Raw genomic sequence first — 20,044 nt, 5'->3', positions numbered from 1 at the left:
AAATAAATTAATCAATATACATGGATATCGTCTTATGAAAAAAAAACCAAAATCACAATTAAAACTATTAGTTTCTCATGGAAAGGAACAAGGATACTTAACATATTCAGAAGTACATGATCATCTTCCAGATGAAATTACAGATTCTGATCAAATTAAAAATATTATACAAATGATAAAAGATTTAGGGATCCAAGTAGTAGAAGAGGCAAGAGAAATAGAGGAAATAATTATAAAAGAAACTCCTATAGATACCGACGAAGATACCGCAGAAGCTGCTGATCAAGTGTTATCAAATGTCGAAACAGAAATTGGCAGAACTACTGATCCTGTAAGAATGTATATGAGAGAAATGGGTGCTGTAGAACTTCTTACTCGAAAAGGTGAAATAGATATTGCTAAACGAATTGAAGAAGGAATCAATCAAGTTCAATGTTCTATTTCTGAATATCCTGAAGCTATTTTATATTTATTGGAACAATATAATCGAGTAGAATCCGGAGATATTAGGTTATCAGAATTAATTACAGGATTTATAGACCCTGATATAGAAACTAAAATTTCTCATTCATCAGAAAATACATTAGATTATCTAACTAATCATAATATTGAACAACAATTAAATATTAGACCAATAGAAGAACAAACAGATGACTACAATCATATTGATCCTACATTAGCAAAAAAAAAATTCTTACAATTAAAAAAACAATACTATATTACTAGTAACACTATTATAAAAAAAAATAGAAACCACCAAGATTCTATAACAGCTATCCATGCATTATCTAAAATATTTAAACAATTTAGATTAGTTCCAAAACAATTTGATTATTTGGTAAATAATATGAGAAAAATAATCAAAAAAATTAGATTACAAGAAAGAAAAGTTATGAAACTATGTACTGAACAATGTCAAATGCCTAAAAAAATTTTTATAAAGCTATTTCATGGACAAGAAACTAATTTTATATGGTTTAATATGGCTATTAATAAAAAAAAATCATGGTCTTCTAAATTAAATTTAATACAAAAAGATATCCAAAAAAGCATACAAACATTATTAACTATTGAACAAAAAACTGGTTTAACTATTAAACAAATTAAAAAGATAAATCAACGTATATTATTAGGAGAAGAAAAAGCAAAAAGAGCTAAAAAAGAAATGGTAGAAGCTAATTTAAGATTAGTAATATCTATTGCTAAAAAATATACAAATAGAGGATTACAATTCTTAGATCTTATTCAAGAAGGTAATATCGGATTAATGAAAGCTGTTGATAAATTTGAATATCGAAGAGGATATAAATTTTCTACTTATGCAACATGGTGGATACGCCAAGCCATTACTCGATCTATTGCAGATCAAGCAAGAACTATTCGTATTCCTGTACATATGATTGAAACAATTAATAAATTAAATAGAATTTCTAGACAAATGCTACAAGAAACAGGACGAGAACCTACTCCTGAAGAATTATCGGAAAAAATGTTAATTCCAGAAGAAAAAATTAGAAAAGTACTAAAAATCGCAAAAGAACCTATATCTATGGAAACTCCTGTAGGAGAAGATGATGATGCACATTTAGGTGATTTTATCGAAGACACAAACTTAGAGTTACCATTAGAATCCGCTACATCCGAAAGCTTAAAAGCTATTACAAATGATGTCTTATCTGGATTAACGGAAAGAGAAGCTAAGGTATTAAGAATGAGATTTGGAATCGATATGAATACCGATCATACATTAGAAGAAGTTGGAAAACAGTTCGATGTTACACGCGAAAGAATACGTCAAATTGAAGCTAAAGCACTACGAAAATTAAGACATCCTAGTCGATCAGAAATATTAAAGAGTTTTTTGGATAATTCCTAATTTTATATTGAAATTAATATATTCATTATTATATGAATATAAATATATAAAATCTAATCATAATAATATTTTTTAAAAATATAGATATATATTAAAAATAATAAAATTTATTAATTTATAATTATTGATAATTATTTTAATCACAATAACGATATTTAAATTTACTTAGTATAAATTACCTTAAATAATTCAAATTTAAAGATAAAATATTTAGCGTAATACATACTAAATATATTTTACATAATATTTATACTTAAAAATAATCATAAAAAATAAAATTGTTTATATGCTAGTTATATAAAATTATTAATATTTATAATTAAAATATTTTATTTTTACAAACAAGATCTTTATTTAATATAAATTTAAATATTATATATATATCTATATATACTATTTAAAAAATTAAAAATTCCTTAATCATTAATAACTATATAATTTATATATAAAAATATTTTTAAAAATAATTAATATATTAATAAAAATTAAATAATCTACAATTTTATAAATATAATTTTATTTATAAAAACACATGAAATATAAAAACAAATCCATATTCATTAAAACTAATACCTTACTGTTAATAAATTCCAATAAACCAAAAAAATCATATAAAATAATTATTTATATAAAAAATAATAAAAATATTCATATAAAAATATTGCTAATATATGATTTTAAAAATATATTTTATATATATCACGCGATATAAACCATCGCGTGATATATTAAATTTTTTATAATATAATATTATATTTTATAAAATAAAATTTAAGACTTTAAACGAGATAGTCGTTCTCTTATAAAATCTAATGAATTTTTAACTTGTCTTTTAGAAACACCACCAATTACATCTTTTTTTTCTAAACATGATTCTAATGTTAAACATTGATATACATCTTTTTCAATTATTGAACAATATTTTTTAAAAATAAATAAATCTAATTCTTCAATATATTTATTCTGACGAATAGCTTCTACAACAATATTCCCAGAAATATGATGAGCATCTCTAAAAGAAATTCCTTTTTTTACTAAATAATCAGCTAATTCTGTAGCATTACTATAACCTTCTTGAGCTAATTTTTTAGCACGTTTTTTATTTAAATGAATATTATTCATTACAATGTATACTATATCTAAACATTCTTCCCAAACATCTAAACCTTGAAATAAATATTTTTTATCTTCCTGAAAATCCTTATTATAAGATAATGGCAAACCTTTTAATAAAATTAAAATAGAACATAAAGATCCATATACACCACTACATTTTCCTCTAATTAACTCTAAAATATCTGGATTTTTCTTTTGTGGCATTAATGAAGAACCTGAAGTAATTGAATCAGATAATTCAATAAAATTTACCTCACCAGAACTATAAAATATCAAATCTTCAGAAAAACGAGATAAATGCATCATACTAATAGATGCTGCAGATAATATATCAACAATAAAATCTCGATCTGATACACTATCTAATGCATTATTTGTGCAATCTGAGAAACCCATTAATAAAGCTAATTTTTTTCTATCAATATTCCACGAAGTTCCAGCAATAGCACCAGACCCTAATGGTGATAAATTTAAATACTTCATTAAATCTAAAATTCGTAATCGATCTCTTTCTAACATTTCAATATAAGCTATACACCAATATGAAAAAGTAATAGGCTGTGCTTGTTGTAAATGCGTATAACCAGGAATAATAGTATCTTGCTGTAAATATGCTTGATTTAAAAAAATACACTGTAATTTAATAATTTTTTCTAAAATAATTTTAGATTTTCTTTTACACCATAATTTTAAATTAGTAGCAATTTGCTCATTACGACTTCTTCCAGTATATATTTTTTTTCCTAAATCACCAATTTTATTAATTAACATAGTTTCTATCCAACTATGTATATCTTCTGCATCTGATGTTAATATAACATTAATATCATTACTATATTGATTTAAAATCCAATTTAATGTTTTTTCTATTAACTTTTGTTCTTTATCTGTTAATATTTTAATATCTGTTAATATTTTTGACCATGCTATAGAAGATTTAATATCATCTTTTATTAATCGATAATCTATATTTAAAGAATTATTAAATTTCTTAAATTTAACATGAGATACCTTAGTAAATCTTCCACCCCAAAGAGACATATATCTACCTCAAAATACACCATAAATATATCACATACTATTTTTTAGTATTTAATGCACGAATACGTGATGGCAATGAAAATAAACGAATAAAACCTTGTGCATCTATTTGACTATATACATTATCTTTATTAAACGTAGCATACTCTTCAGAGTATAATGTATTTTTTGATTTTTTTTGTAGAATATTCACTGATCCTTTATATAACTCAACTACTACTTCACCAGAAATACTACTGGATAACATTTCTGAAGATTTTTGAAGGGATTTTCTAACCGGTGTAAACCACTTACCATCATATATTATAGATGACATATCCAACGCAATTTTATTCTTCCAATACATACTATCGCGATCTAATACTAATTGTTCTAAACTTCTTAAAGCATAATATATAATCGTTCCACCAGGAGTTTCATAACAACCTCGTGATTTAATACCAATAAGACGATTTTCGACCATATCAACTCGACCAATAGAATGTTCGCTGCCTAAATGATTCAATTTTTTTAAACATTCATATGGATTTAATGATTCATGATTTACTTCAGTTACACAACCTTGTTTTATTTTTAAATGAACTTTTTCTGGATTATTTGGTGCTTCATGCCGGTTCTTTGTCCACACCCAACACGTATTATCAGGAGCATTCCAAGTATTTTCTAAAATACCGCCTTCAGTTGATACATGAAATATATTTTCATCACGACTATAAATTTTTTTTTTAGTTACATTAGATTCAATATTTTTTTTACGTAAATATATTAATAAATCCTCTCTAGATTGAAATTCCCATTCCCTCCAAGGCGCTATAACTAACAATGAAGGATTAAGAGCCGCATATGCTAACTCGAAACGCACTTGATCATTTCCTTTTCCCGTAGCACCGTGACTTAACCCAATAGCATTAATTTTATTAGCGAAATCTACTTGAGCTTTAGCTATTAACGGTCTAGCAATTGCTGTTCCTAATAAATATTGTCCTTCATAAATAGCACCAATTTTTAACATTGGAAACACATATTGTGCCACAAACTCATCTTTTAAATCAGCAACATAACAGTCAGATGCTCCTGACATCATTGCTTTTTCCTTTATATTATACAAATCTTTGTGAGATTGACCAATATCAGCAACAAATGCAATTACATTAAATTTATAATGGTCCTTTATCCAAGGTATAATAGCGGAAGTATCTAATCCACCGGAATATGCTAAAACTACTGTTTCATTAGCATTATTATTTTTCATATATTCTATAGACCTATTTTGTTATATTCTATAATATTAATACCTATTGACTATCCTTAAAATAAGTTTAATAAATTATTTAAATTATGCCAACAAGTTAATTTTTAATTAATTTATTTAAAAAATATATTTTTAATAAAAATATGATGCAATAAATTACATTAAAAACAAACATGTTAAATTACAATTAAACCATATAGTTTTATATAAAATCACATACATATATTATTTTGAACGATTTAACATACAAATAAATTTATCAATACAAATAAATACTTAAATTATATATATTGGTTCATTAATATATATAATTGAACCAAAACTAATATTAAAAATATATCATGTTTTAAAAATAACGAAACAAAAAAATAAATAATATTTCCATCTAAAAATATAAATAATGTTATATATCAGTATTCTATTTATTTTTTTATTAATAAAATTTTTAATTTTTATTTATTATTAAATTCATCTATCATATCAATAAAATTTAATAATCATATGTTATACATTCTTTATAATATATTATTTATATTAATATAAAAATATATTAAATAATACATAACATAAAAAATTTTTATATTAAAATTAAATATCAAAATACAAAATTCAATTAAATTATATTAAATATATAAAAATACCTTTATTGTTAATATAATTTATAATAAAAATATTAGTTAGATACATGTTAATATAAATTTTTAAAAATATATTAAATTATGAAAATTCATAAAAATAATTTTTATTTACATAATAAACAATTTTATTTTTAATAATAAAAAATTTTATTAATAATAATTTACCACTCGACTAAATCAAACCTAATTGATGACAAATTTTTAAACTTAAATATGATTGATTTAATGTGTAAAAATGAAAATTTTTAATACCTTCTTTATATAAACGAATAATCAAATTTACAGCAATACTAACACTCAAAGAAGTACATTTATCAAAATCACCTTCATATTTATAAAAATCATTAAAAATCCATTGAGGAATATCAACATTTGTCATGTTAGAAAATTTCTTTAATTGATTAATATTTAAAATCGGTAATATTCCAGGTATTAAAGATACTGATAAACCCATATCTGTACAATTATCACGAAATTTTAAAAATTTATCTATATTAAAAAAAAACTGTGTAACAGCTTTTTTAACACCCAAATCAATCTTATTTTTTAAATTATTTAAATCTTCTTGTAAATTACTAGATTCAGGATGTAATTCAGGATATGCAGCTACTAAAATTTCAAAATCATTTATTGATTTTAATAATTTAATTAAATTATTTGCATATATTATTTTTTTAGTATATTGAGCAGGTAAATCACCACGTAATGCAAGTATGTGTTTAATTCCATTTTTCCAATAATTAGTTGCAATAGTTTGTATATCTAATTCATCATATCCAACTGTAGTAAAATGTGCAAATACAGTTTTACGCGTTAAAGAATGTATTTTTTTGACAATAAAAAATGTTGAATCACGATTTTCGGAATTTATGCTATTTGTTACTGAAAAAAAATCAGGATGACATTTATTTAAAAGTTTGATATTGTGAAATAATTTTTTTTCTAAAAAAACATCTTTGGGAGGAAATACTTCAAAAGAAATCTTTATTTTGTTTTTCAAATGATAGGATTCATAATTATATTTTTCATTATGATCTTGAATCATATTTATCATATATATATCCTAATTATGATGAATAAAATATTGTTATGTTAAGTATATAATAACATTATTTTAATATAAAAAAATGACATATAAATATATAAAATATATATTTGGAATATATATATGTTTATTCTAATTGATTATTATTAAGATTTATAAGTAACAGATTTATATATAATTATAATTATATATTTTAAAATGTATTTTTTAATCAAAATTTATAAAAAATAAATATCATTATTTTAATAATTATAAAATTTATTAAAAAATAAAAAAAAGCTAAAATATAATATATATTATAAACTAAAAAATAATTCTTATAAAAAAATCAAATATTAATTAAATTAATTTAATAAAAATAAAAATACAAAACCATTTAAAATAGTTTTATATTTTAAAAATATATGATATAATTAAATATAAAAATATTTAATTTTATTAAAATTAATTTAATTCTAATAATATTTCTATTAATATAGCCGGCTTAGCTCAGCAGGTAGAGCAACTGACTTGTAATCAGTAGGTCACCAGTTCAATTCCGGTAGCCGGCAAAAAGGTGGGGTTCCCGAGTGGTTAAAGGGAGCAGACTGTAAATCTGACGTCATTGACTTCGAAGGTTCGAATCCTTCCCCCACCAAAAAGCGGACATCGTATAATGGATATTACCTCAGCCTTCCAAGCTGATGATGCGGGTTCAATTCCCGCTGACCGCTATTAAAATAAAAAATCAATAATATCTACATTAGTAAAATAAAAATACCGCTGATATAGCTTAGTCGGATAGAGCACATCCTTGGTATGGATGAGGTCCCTAGTTCAAATCTAGGTATCAGCATAAAAAATATTTAATTAATATTTATTCTATTATTCTATTATTCTATTAAAATATTCAAAAAAAAAAAAAAAAAAAAAAAAAAATATGCGCTTTTTTATTAATTATCTTACAAAGACATAATATATTTTATTATTAATACATGAATTATGCATATAATTATATAATTAATTCTTAATTATATACAAATTAAAATAATAGAATTATATTAATAAAAATAATTATAATTAAATGATTTTTAGAAAATTTACTATATTAATCTAACAAGAGCGCTATAATTATGCATATTCATAAAATATATAGAATATATATGAATCACACTGAAAAAATAAAGTGGTTATGTATAACTGTTATCTTTATATCAATATTTTTTAACTATATTTTTTTTATTCATAAATTTTCAAAAATAATAAAAATAATATTTTTCATTATTTCTTTTGTACTATTATGTAGTGTATTTATTTATACAAATATCGGAAAAAAAATAATTACTTTTATACAAGACATAAAACTAGAATTTTCTAAAATCACATGGCCTAATTATATAGAAACATTAAAAACAACCGGGATAGTCATTTTATTAATCATACTAACATCTATATTTTTATGGATATCTGATGGATTAATACTTCGTATAGTGTCCTGGATATTGACACCGAGGTTATAAGAAATTGTGCGTAGATAAAAAAAAATGGTATGTTTTACAAGCTTTTTCTGGTTTTGAAAATAAAGTAGCGCATTCAATAATTAATAATGAAAAAATAAAAAAAATGCAAGATATATTCGGTCAAGTCGTAGTCCCCTCAGAAGAAGTAATTGAAATTCGAAAAGGTAAAAGAAAAAAAAGCGATTACAAATTTTTTCCAGGATATATTTTAATTGAAATGGTTATGAATAATGATAGTTGGCATCTAATTAAAAGTTTACCAAAAGTATTAGGTTTTGTAGGCGGTACTTCTGAAAAACCGACACCAATTAGTACTAATGAAATAAATATTATATTACAAAAATTAAAAAAAATTGGTGATAAACCGCGACCAAAAAAAATGTTTGAGCCTGGTGAAAATATTCGAGTTAAAGATGGTCCTTTTTCAGATTTTAACGGAATTGTTGAAACCGTTGATTATGAAAAAAATCGATTAAAAGTTTCTGTATCAATATTTGGACGATCTACCCCTGTTGAGCTCAGTTTTAATCAAGTAGAAAAATACTAAAAAATATCATTCAATTTTTATATTTATAAATATAAAAGTAATATATCTTAATAAGGAGCATAATAATGAATAAAAAAATTTTATCTTATATAAAATTACAAGTTCCATCTGGCATGGCAAATCCTAGTCCTCCTGTAGGTCCAGCATTAGGGCAAAAAGGATTAAATATAATGGAATTCTGTAAAAATTTTAACACACAAACTTCAATGTTAGAAAAAGGAATTCCTACTCCGGTTATTATTACTGTATATTCTGATAAAACTTTTACTTTTATTGTTAAAACACCGCCTGCTTCAATTTTATTAAAAAAATCTTTAGAAATTAAAAGCGGATCTAAAAAACCTAAACACGAAATTGTTGGAACAATTACAAAAAATCAAATATATAAAATTGCAAAACAAAAAATGATAGATATGACGGGATCTAATATTGATAAAATAGCTAAAACTATTGAAGGTACTGCTCAATCAATGGGAATTAAAGTAATAAAGGAATAAAAATGAAAAAAATATCAAAAAAAATGCAATTTAATCTCAAAAAAACAGAAATAAAAAAAAAATATACTATTAATTCGGCTATAGAAATATTACAAAGTATGAAACCAGCTAATTTTATAGAAAGTGTTGACGCAACATTTATTTTAAATATTAATTCTAAAAAATCCGAACAAAATATTCGTGGATCTATATTATTACCTCACGGAACTGGAAAAAAAATAAAAATTGGAGTATTTACTACTGGAAAAAATATAAAAATAGCAAAAAAATATGGAGCAGATTTTGTGGGGATGGAAGATTTAGCTGTAATTATCAAAAAACAAACTATAAAATTCGATTTAATTATTGCATCCCCAGAAACTATGAATTTAGTAGGTAAATTAGGACCTATTCTAGGACCTAGAGGTATTATGCCTAATCCAAAATTCGGAACAATATCAACTGATATAAAAAAATCATTAAAAGATGCCCGAAAAGGGAAAATAAATTACCGAAACGATAAAAATGGTATTATACATAGTAACTTTGGCAAAATAAATTTTTCTAAAATTCAATTATATGAAAATTTTTTAACACTATATAATCAAATTACACTATCTAAACCAAATCAATTAAAAGGCATTTATTACAAAAAAATCAGTATCTCTACCACTATGAGTCCGGGTATTATTATTGATCATCTATCTTTACAAAATATAGTATATCCTTAATATATTTAATATATTTATAAAAAATTTTTAAAAAAAATAATCCATAATATATAAATATTTTGTAAAAAATATACGCCTTATATCCTGAAATTTATAATATCAATTGTTTATAATTATTTATAAACATCATTAAAAATAGGATAAAAAAATGGCATTACACCGCAATAAAAAAAAAGATATAATTAAAAAAATTAATGATATTGCGCAAAAATCATTATCTATAATAACTGCAGATCCATCAGGAATAACCGTTAATAATATAAATCAATTACGTAAAAAATCGATACAATCCTACGTAAAAATTTATGTGATCAAAAATACATTATTAAAAAAATCTTTAATTAATACAAATTTTTATAAGTTAACTGATATATTAACTGGACCTACATTAATAGCATTTTCTTTAAAACATCCAGGTAGCGCTAGTAGATTATTTATAAAATTTAATAAAAAAAATAAAAAATTTAAAATAAAAACAGCAATCTATGAAAACAAAATACTTAAAGAAAATGAAATAATTGATTTAGCATTACTACCAACACACATAGAAGCTGTAATAAAATTTATATTATTATTAAAAGAAATATCATTAGGAAAATTTATAAGATTACTGAATCATATTATACGCAAATCAATATAAACTGTAATATTTTTATGTATATTTTGAATTTTAAGGATAATAATCATGTTAATTAATAAAGAAGAAATCTTGCATGCTATTTCTGAAATGTCAGTAAAAGAAATTATGGAATTAGTTTCAATGATAGAAAATAAATTTGATATCACATCAAACATTCCCTTGGATAATCAAAAAATTTCTACTGAATCCAATAAAGAAGAAAAAGTATCTTTTACTGTAAAATTAATGACTATAGGGCCTAACAAAGTCTCTATTATTAAAATAATACGCAGTACCACTGGATTAGGACTAAAGGAATCTAAAGATCTTGTAGAATCTGCTCCTACTATTATAAAAGAAAATATAACAAAAGAAAATGCAGATAGTTTACATAAAATGTTAATAGATGCTGGTGCTACAGCAGAAATTATATAAAAATAAATATAAAAATATATATAAAAATGTATAAATGTACTAAAGTGACTGGTGATTATTAAGTCACCAGTTCTTACTGTTATATATATTTTTATAAAATAAATTATACATAAGTAAAACATATCAATTTAAATTCATTTTTATTCTTATAAAAGTTTATTATTTTAAATAATTTACATAAAACTTTTTATTATCATTTATAAATATATTGAGGAGCTAATGGTTTACTCTCATACTGAAAAAAAACGTATCCGAAAAAATTTTGGTAAACAAAAAAAAATTTTAGATATCCCATATCTTTTATCTATTCAAATCGATTCATTTAAAAAATTCATCCAATCTAACAAACATAAATATCAAGGATTAGAATCTGCTTTTCAATCTATTTTTCCTATTCGAAGTTACAACGAACATGCTGAATTACAATATGTATCTTATACTTTAGGAAAAAAACCATTTAACGTACAAGAATCTCAAACAAGGGGTACTACCTATTCTGTACCTTTGAGAGTAAAATTACAATTAATTGTATATGAGAAAGATTCAAAAAATACTGCAGTAAAATATATTAAAGAACAAGAAGTATATATGGGTGAATTACCGCTAATGACCAATAATGGTACATTTATCGTTAATGGTACAGAACGAGTAGTCGTATCACAACTACATAGAAGTCCAGGTGTATTTTTTGATAGTGATAAAGGAAAATCCCATTCATCAGGGAAAATATTATATAATGCAAGAATTATACCATATCGTGGTTCTTGGTTGGATTTTGAGTTTGATTCTAAAGATTACTTATTTGCACGTATAGATCGCCGAAGAAAAATACCAATTACAGTAATATTACATGCTTTAAATTTTAGTACTGAAAAAATTCTAAAAATATTTTTTCAACACAATATTTTTTGTATTAAAAAAAACACTCTGACTATGAATCTAATTCCAAAACGATTACTTGGAGAAATAATATCATTTGATATAAAAAAAAATAAAAAAACATATATTAAAAAGGGAAAAAGAATCACACTCCAACACGTAAACATGTTAATCAAAAATAAAATTACATCTATTAAAGTACCAAACGAATATATATATGGAAAAATAGTTAGTAAGAATTATATAGATCCAAATACCGGAATAACGATTATTACTGCAAATACTCAATTAATGAAAGAAGATTTTAAAAAAATAAAAAAATCTAAATATAAAGAAATATCCGTATTGTTTACTAATAATCTTGATCACGGACCCTATATTTCAAATACCCTACAAATCGATCCTACTAAAGACCGACATACAGCATTAATTGAAATATATAAAATAATGAGACCTGGAGAACCACCAACAAAAGAAGCTACTGAAAATTTATTTAATAGTCTTTTTTTTTCCAAAGAAAAATATGATTTGTCTCCTGTCGGAAGAATGAAATTTAATAAATCATTAAACCGTAATAATATAAACGGATCTGGAATATTAAATACAACAGATATAGTAGATGTAATAAAAAAATTAATTAATATCCGTAATGGAAAAGGTGAAACAGACGATATAGATCATTTAGGTAATCGCCGTGTACGATCAGTTGGAGAAATGGTAGAAAATCAATTTAGAATAGGTTTAATTCGTGTTGAACGAGCTGTACGAGAAAGATTATCTTTAAGTGATTTAGAAACACTAATGCCTCAAGACATTATCAATGCTAAACCTATCTCTTCAGCAATCAAAGAATTTTTTGGGTCTAGTCAATTATCGCAATTTATGGATCAAAATAATCCATTATCAGAAATTACACATAAACGCAGAATTTCTGCATTAGGAATAGGAGGATTAACAAGAGAAAGAGCAGGTTTTGAAGTAAGAGACGTACATCCTACACATTATGGTAGAGTATGTCCTGTAGAAACACCCGAAGGACCAAACATTGGTTTAATTAATTCATTATCTATATATGCTAAGACAAATCAATATGGATTTTTAGAAACTCCATATAGAAAAATATTAAATGGAACTATTACATCAGATATTAAATATCTATCTGCTATCGAAGAAGGTAATTATATTATTGCACAAGCTAATTTGAAAATCAATAAAAACGGACAATTTAAAGAAAATTTTGTTACTTGCCGATATAATGGAGAATTTGGTCTATTTCATAACAAAGAAGTACAATATATGGATGTATCAACTCAACAAATAGTTTCAGTTGGAGCATCATTAATTCCATTTCTTGAACATAATGATGCTAACCGTGCACTAATGGGCGCTAATATGCAAAGACAAGCTGTTCCTACAATAAAATCAGAAAAACCATTAGTAGGGACAGGCATGGAAAGAATAGTAGCAATAGATTCAGGAGTCACTATTATTGCCAAAAGAAGCGGAATAATTCAATATGTAGACGCCTCTAAAATTATTGTAAATGTTAATAAAGCTAATATCAATTCAGGACAATCTGGAATAGATATATATAAATTAAAAAAATATATTCGATCTAATCAAAATACTTGTATTAATCAAATACCTTGCGTCAATATTAATGACTATATTAAAAAAGGCGATGTTTTAGCAGATGGTCCTTCTACTGACTTAGGAGAATTAGCTCTAGGACAAAATATGCGCGTAGCTTTTATGCCGTGGAACGGATATAATTTTGAAGATTCTATTCTTATTTCTGAAAAAGTAGTAAAAGATGACAGATTTACAACAATCCATATTCAAGAACTATCTTGTATATGCCGTGATACAAAATTAGGTATTGAAGAAATAACTGCTGATATACCAAATATAGGAGAAACAGCATTATTAAAGCTAGATGCATCAGGTATTATTTATGTAGGCGCTGATGTATCCAGTGGAGACGTATTAGTTGGAAAAGTTACTCCTAAAGGTGAAACTCAATTAACTCCAGAAGAAAAATTATTGAGAGCTATTTTTGGTGAAAAAGCTTCAGATGTGAAAGATTCATCATTACGTGTACCAAATGGTATGCACGGAACTATAATTGACGTACAAATATTTACTCGGGATGGAGTAAAAAAAGATTTACGTACTCTAGAAATAGAAGAAATGTTGTTAAAAAAATCTAAAAAAGATTTAACAGAAGAATTAAAAATATTTGAAGATAATCTAATTTATAGAATAAAAAAAATATTAATAAAATCTAATACACCAGAATACGATCTTAATATAACTTCATTAGACAATTATTTTAAAAAAAATATTCAATATTCTAAAAAATTAGATATTACGATAAATAGTTTAAAAAAAGAATATTTAAAATTAAAAGATAAATTTACAAAAAAAATAAAAGAAAAAAATAAAAAAATACAACAAGGTGATGAATTATCGCCAGGAATTTTAAAAATAGTAAAAGTTTATTTAGCAGTAAAAAGAAAAATACAACCCGGTGATAAAATGGCCGGAAGACATGGTAATAAAGGTGTAGTGTCTAAAATAAATCCTGTTGAAGATATGCCTTATGATAATGAAGGAATACCTATAGACATAGTATTAAATCCATTGGGTGTACCATCACGCATGAATCTAGGCCAAATTCTTGAAACACATTTAGGTTTAGCTGCAAAAGGAATTGGAAATGTTATTAATAAAATGTTAAAAAATCACAAAAAAATATTTAAAATTCGTAAATTTTTACAAAAAGCATATAATCTTGGAAATAAAATACATCAAAAAATTAATTTAAATAACTTTTCTGATGAAGAAATATTACAACTAGCACAAAACTTACGAAATGGTATGCCAATTGCTACACCGGTATTTGACGGAGCTAGTGAACAAGAAATCAAAGAATTATTAAGAATGGGCAACTTTTCTACTTCAGGACAAATTACTTTATTTGACGGACGAACTGGAGAGAAGTTTGAAAGAAAAGTTACAGTAGGATATATGTATATGTTAAAACTAAATCATTTAGTCGATGATAAAATGCATGCAAGGTCAACTGGATCATACAGTTTAATTACACAACAACCATTAGGAGGAAAAGCACAATTCGGCGGACAAAGATTTGGAGAAATGGAAGTATGGGCGTTAGAAGCATATGGGGCATCACATACATTACAAGAAATGTTAACAGTAAAATCAGATGATGTAACTGGAAGAACAAAAATGTATAAAAATATAGTCAGTGGAAAATATAAAATGGAACCAGGTATGCCTGAATCATTTAATGTATTAATAAAAGAAATACGTTCCTTAGGTATTAATATTGACTTAAATAATGAATAAAATATAAAATATTTAAACTTAAAATACTAAATTATCAAAATTAATCCTATTATTTCATCTTATTTTACTAATTATCTATACATTTATAAGAAACAATTTATGAAAGATATATTAAGATTTTTTAAAAAAAAAACTAAAATTGAAGAATTTGATTCTATTCAGATTTCATTAGCATCTCCTGAAATAATACGATCTTGGTCTTTTGGAGAAGTAAAAAAACCTGAAACTATAAATTATCGAACATTTAAACCAGAACGTGATGGATTATTTTGCGCACGTATATTTGGACCGATAAAAGATTACGAATGTTTATGCGGAAAATATAAACGCTTAAAACATAGAGGAGTTATATGTGAAAAATGTGGTGTTGAAGTTACACAAAGTAAAGTTCGTAGAGAAAGAATGGGTCATATTGAATTAGCAGCACCTATAGCTCATATATGGTTTTTAAAATCGTTACCATCAAGAATTGGTTTATTAATAGATATTCCTTTAAGAGATATAGAACGAGTATTATACTTTGAATCATATATTGTAGTAGAATCTGGAATGACAAACTTAGAGAAATATCAAATATTAACAGAAGATCAATATATACAAGCAATTGATGAATTTGGCGATGATTTTGAAGCAAAAATGGGTGCAGAAGCTATACAACAAATTTTAAAAAAAATGGATTTAAAAAATATATGTATAAGATTAAAAAATGAAATACTTGATACTAACTCAGAAACAAAGAAAAAAAAAATTACAAAAAGAATTAAACTTGTAGAATCATTGTTAATATCAAAAAATAAACCAGAATGGATGATTTTAACTGTACTTCCCATATTACCTCCAGATCTTCGACCACTCGTTCCATTAGATGGAGGAAGATTTGCAACTTCAGATTTAAATGACTTATACAGAAGAGTAATTAATCGAAATAATAGATTAAAACGTTTATTAGAACTTTCAGCTCCCGATATAATTGTTAAAAATGAAAAAAGAATGTTACAAGAAGCTATTGATGCATTATTAGATAATGGCAGACGCGGACGATCTATTACCGGATCTAATAAAAGACCTTTAAAATCTTTAGCTGATATGATTAAAGGAAAACAAGGTAGATTTAGACAAAATTTATTAGGTAAACGAGTAGATTATTCTGGTCGATCAGTGATTACAGTAGGTCCATACTTACATTTAAATCAATGTGGTATACCTAAAAAAATGGCTTTAGAATTATTTAAACCTTTTATATATGGTAAATTAGAACAAAGAAATCTCGCTACTACTATTAAATCTGCAAAAAAAATGGTAGAAAATGAAGAATCTATTGTTTGGGATATACTTGCTGAAATTATACGTAAACATCCAATTTTATTAAATCGCGCACCTACATTACACCGATTAGGAATACAAGCATTTGAACCAATTTTAATTGAAGGTAAAGCTATACAATTACACCCATTAGTATGTGCAGCATATAATGCTGATTTTGATGGAGACCAAATGGCAATTCATATTCCATTAACAAAATCTGCTCAAAAAGAAGCTCGATCATTAATGATGTCAACTAAAAATATACTATCTCCTGCTAATGGCGAACCTATTATTGTTCCATCTCAAGACGTAATTTTAGGCATATATTATATGACAAGAAAAAAACGTCATGGAAAAGGTGCCAACATGTTATTACGGTCTCCAAAAGAAGCTGAGCGTATGTATTCACTCAGAGCAGTTGACCTACATTCTATTGTTAAAATCCGTATATCTGAATACATTAAAGATAATCACGATAATTTTAAAAAACAAAAAAAAATTATAAAAACAACTATTGGTAGAGCTATTTTATGGACCATAATGCCTCGTGGATTACCATTTAATATAGTTAATAAAACTTTAAAAAAACCAGATATTTCTAAAATACTAAATACTTGTTATAGAACTCTAGGTTTAACAGAAACTGTAAATTTAGCTGATCAAATTATGTACGTAGGATTTTCATATGCAGCAAAATCCGGCGTATCTGTAGGAATTAATGATATTATTATTCCACAAGAAAAAACAAAAATAATAATAAAAGCAGAAAAAGAAGTTTCTAAAATACATAAACAATTTCAAACAGGATTAGTTACTGCAAGTGAACGATATAATAAGGTAATAGATATATGGGCGATAGCAAATGACGATATTGCTGATGCTATGATGAAAAATTTATCATATGATATTTTTTATGATAAAAATAAAAAAAAAATAATTCAAAAATCTTTTAATAATATTTTTATTATGGCAGATTCTGGAGCAAGAGGTTCTGCAGCACAAATTAGACAACTAGCGGGAATGCGTGGATTAATGGCTAAACCAGATGGTTCCATTATAGAAACACCAATAACAGCAAATTTTCGAGAAGGATTGAATGTACTACAATATTTTATTTCTACACATGGTGCTAGAAAAGGATTAGCTGATACCGCATTAAAAACAGCCAATTCCGGTTATCTAACTAGACGATTAGTAGATGTAGCTCAAGATTTAGTAATTACTGAAACAGACTGTAAAACTCATAAAGGTATTTTAATGAGCGCTTTAATTGAAGGAGGAGATATTAAAGAATCTTTAAGAGAGAGAGTGCTAGGCCGCATAACTACTGAAAATATATTTTTTATAGATTCTTTGAAAATAATGATACCTAAAAATACTTTATTAAATGAAAAATGGTGTAGTATTTTAGAAAATAATTCTATTGATACAATAAAAGTAAGATCTGTAGTACATTGTGAAACAACATTCGGAGTATGTGCATATTGCTATGGACGTGATTTAGCTCGCGGAACTTTAGTTAATAAAGGTGAAGCAATAGGTGTTATTGCGGCTCAATCTATTGGCGAACCCGGCACACAATTAACAATGCGTACATTTCATATTGGAGGCGCTGCTTCTAAAGTAGCATCTGAATCTAGCATTCAAATTCGAAAAAATGGACGAATTCATTTAAATCAAGCAAAATCTGTTATTAATTCTAACGGAAAAATTGTTATCATATCTAGAAACGTTGAATTAAAAATGTTAGATAAATCTGGAAAAACACAAGAAAGTTATAAAATACCATATGGATCTATATTAACAAAAGGAGAAGGAGAAAAAATTAATGCAGGTGAAATAATTGCTCGATGGGATCCCCATACCATTCCAGTAATTACAGAAGTAAGCGGATACATTCAATTTATCGATATGATTGATGGACAAAGTATTACTAAACAAACTGATGAATTAACAGGTTTATCTTCTATAATAATTCTTGATACATCTGAAAGAAATATACAAGGAAAAGATCTAAAACCTTCTTTAAAAATTATTAATAAAAACGGTTCAGACGTATTTATACCTGGAACTGAAATGCCTGCTCAATATTTCTTACCTTATAAATCTATTGTACAATTAGACAACGGAATGAAAATATCTTCAGGAGACACATTAGCTCGTGTACCTCAAGAATCGGTCGGAACTAAAGATATTACTGGTGGTTTACCGAGAGTCGCGGATTTATTTGAGGCAAGAAAACCTAAAGAATTAGCTATTTTAGCAGAAATTAATGGAATTATTTCATTTGGTAAAGAAACTAAAGGAAAAAGAAGATTGATTCTCACTCCATCCAATGGAAATGATATTTATGAAGAAATGATCCCAAAATGGAGACAACTTAATGTGTTTGAAGGAGAAAGAGTAGAAAAAGGAGATATTATTTCCGACGGTCCTGAATCTCCACATGATATATTAAGATTAAGAGGCGTACAATCTGTTACAAACTATATCATAAATGAAGTTCAAGAAGTTTATCGATTACAAGGCGTAAAAATTAATAATAAACATATTGAAGTTATTATTAGACAAATGTTGAGAAAAGCAACAATAACAAGTTCCGGAGATTCAAATTTTTTACAAGGAGAACAAATAGAATATTCACGTATTATGCTAGAAAACAAAAAATTAAAAAAAAATAAAAAAAAAATAATAAAATTTTCTCGAAATTTATTAGGTATTACTAAAGCTTCATTAGCTACAGAATCATTTATCTCAGCTGCATCATTTCAAGAAACTACCCGTGTATTGACAGAATCTGCCGTGGCAGGAAAAAAAGATAAATTACGCGGATTAAAAGAAAACGTTATTGTTGGTAGATTAATTCCAGCCGGGACAGGATATCAATATCATAGACAACGATTAAAAAATAAAACAAAAAATCTATCAAATAAAAAAAATAATAAAAAATCAATTAGTGTAGAAGAAGCAGTAGCAAATTTATCTGAATTATTAAATTCTACTGAAAACATTAATAACAATATATAAAAATATACTTCGAGCTGATTTTATCAACAGCTCGATACATATAAATATATATAAAAATATAATTCATTAAAATAACAAAATACAATATTAAATTGTAATTAATAAAAATAATTAATTATATATTTTTATATATAATCTATAGTACATAAAAATCAATATTTAAAATAAAATAAAAAGATTACTACC

General features: G+C 25.1%; 12 protein-coding genes and 4 tRNA genes. 13 read left to right on the top strand and 3 right to left on the bottom strand.

The annotated features are described in order from the left end of the window. Positions 1–34: 34 nt before the first annotated feature. Positions 35–1,876, top strand: a complete 1,842-nt coding sequence (rpoD, locus tag BUCILAFE3058_RS00165) for an RNA polymerase sigma factor RpoD (RefSeq protein ID WP_154061385.1) — start codon at positions 35–37, stop codon at positions 1,874–1,876. A gap of 771 nt (positions 1,877–2,647) precedes the next feature. Here rpoD and argH read toward each other — a convergent pair. The 3 genes from argH to BUCILAFE3058_RS00150 all read right to left on the bottom strand — a co-directional run bounded on the left by argH (position 2,648) and on the right by BUCILAFE3058_RS00150 (position 6,977). Next, positions 2,648–4,033, bottom strand: a complete 1,386-nt coding sequence (argH, locus tag BUCILAFE3058_RS00160) for an argininosuccinate lyase (RefSeq protein WP_154061384.1) — start codon at positions 4,031–4,033, stop codon at positions 2,648–2,650. 37 nt (positions 4,034–4,070) lie between these two features. Continuing rightward, positions 4,071–5,285, bottom strand: a complete 1,215-nt coding sequence (locus tag BUCILAFE3058_RS00155; protein ID WP_154061383.1) for an argininosuccinate synthase — start codon at positions 5,283–5,285, stop codon at positions 4,071–4,073. A gap of 810 nt (positions 5,286–6,095) precedes the next feature. Continuing rightward, complete coding sequence (locus BUCILAFE3058_RS00150; protein ID WP_154061382.1) at positions 6,096–6,977, bottom strand: methylenetetrahydrofolate reductase; 882 nt, start codon at positions 6,975–6,977, stop codon at positions 6,096–6,098. 469 nt (positions 6,978–7,446) lie between these two features. Between BUCILAFE3058_RS00150 and BUCILAFE3058_RS00145 the strand changes: the two genes are divergently transcribed. From BUCILAFE3058_RS00145 to rpoC, 12 genes are all read left to right on the top strand, one after another. Continuing rightward, positions 7,447–7,519: transfer RNA gene (locus tag BUCILAFE3058_RS00145), tRNA-Thr, on the top strand. Positions 7,520–7,523: 4 nt separating this feature from the next. Next, a tRNA-Tyr gene (locus BUCILAFE3058_RS00140) sits at positions 7,524–7,605 on the top strand. A 4-nt stretch (positions 7,606–7,609) separates the two neighbouring features. Then, a tRNA-Gly gene (locus BUCILAFE3058_RS00135) sits at positions 7,610–7,681 on the top strand. A gap of 48 nt (positions 7,682–7,729) precedes the next feature. Next, positions 7,730–7,803, top strand: a tRNA-Thr gene (locus BUCILAFE3058_RS00130). Positions 7,804–8,110: 307 nt separating this feature from the next. Then, positions 8,111–8,467, top strand: a complete 357-nt coding sequence (gene secE, locus BUCILAFE3058_RS00125) for a preprotein translocase subunit SecE (RefSeq protein WP_172598715.1) — start codon at positions 8,111–8,113, stop codon at positions 8,465–8,467. A gap of 4 nt (positions 8,468–8,471) precedes the next feature. Further along, entirely contained in the window at positions 8,472–9,014 is a 543-nt protein-coding gene (nusG, locus tag BUCILAFE3058_RS00120; protein WP_154061380.1) for a transcription termination/antitermination protein NusG, read from the top strand. Between the two features lie 65 nt (positions 9,015–9,079). After that, a complete protein-coding gene (rplK, locus tag BUCILAFE3058_RS00115; protein WP_154061379.1) occupies positions 9,080–9,511 on the top strand; it encodes a 50S ribosomal protein L11 in 432 nt (143 codons plus the stop codon). A 2-nt stretch (positions 9,512–9,513) separates the two neighbouring features. Beyond that, positions 9,514–10,221 carry a 50S ribosomal protein L1 gene (gene rplA / locus BUCILAFE3058_RS00110; protein ID WP_154061378.1) on the top strand — a complete coding sequence of 236 codons (708 nt, stop codon included), beginning with the start codon at positions 9,514–9,516 and terminating at the stop codon, positions 10,219–10,221. Positions 10,222–10,369: 148 nt separating this feature from the next. Further along, positions 10,370–10,861, top strand: coding sequence for a 50S ribosomal protein L10 (gene rplJ, locus BUCILAFE3058_RS00105; protein WP_154061377.1), 492 nt, complete (start codon positions 10,370–10,372; stop codon positions 10,859–10,861). A gap of 45 nt (positions 10,862–10,906) precedes the next feature. Further along, entirely contained in the window at positions 10,907–11,275 is a 369-nt protein-coding gene (gene rplL, locus BUCILAFE3058_RS00100) for a 50S ribosomal protein L7/L12 (protein ID WP_154061376.1), read from the top strand. Between the two features lie 219 nt (positions 11,276–11,494). Next, on the top strand, positions 11,495–15,526 hold the full coding sequence (gene rpoB / locus BUCILAFE3058_RS00095) for a DNA-directed RNA polymerase subunit beta (protein WP_154061375.1): 4,032 nt from the start codon (positions 11,495–11,497) through the stop codon (positions 15,524–15,526). A 99-nt stretch (positions 15,527–15,625) separates the two neighbouring features. Beyond that, positions 15,626–19,858, top strand: coding sequence for a DNA-directed RNA polymerase subunit beta' (gene rpoC / locus BUCILAFE3058_RS00090; protein WP_154061374.1), 4,233 nt, complete (start codon positions 15,626–15,628; stop codon positions 19,856–19,858). Positions 19,859–20,044: the final 186 nt, after the last annotated feature.

Source organism: Buchnera aphidicola (Cinara laricifoliae) (genome assembly GCF_900698945.1).
GTDB lineage: Bacteria > Pseudomonadota > Gammaproteobacteria > Enterobacterales > Enterobacteriaceae > Buchnera_F > Buchnera_F aphidicola_AC.
Note: the sequence above shows the minus strand (reverse complement) of the source record. Positions and strands in the feature narration are given on the sequence as shown.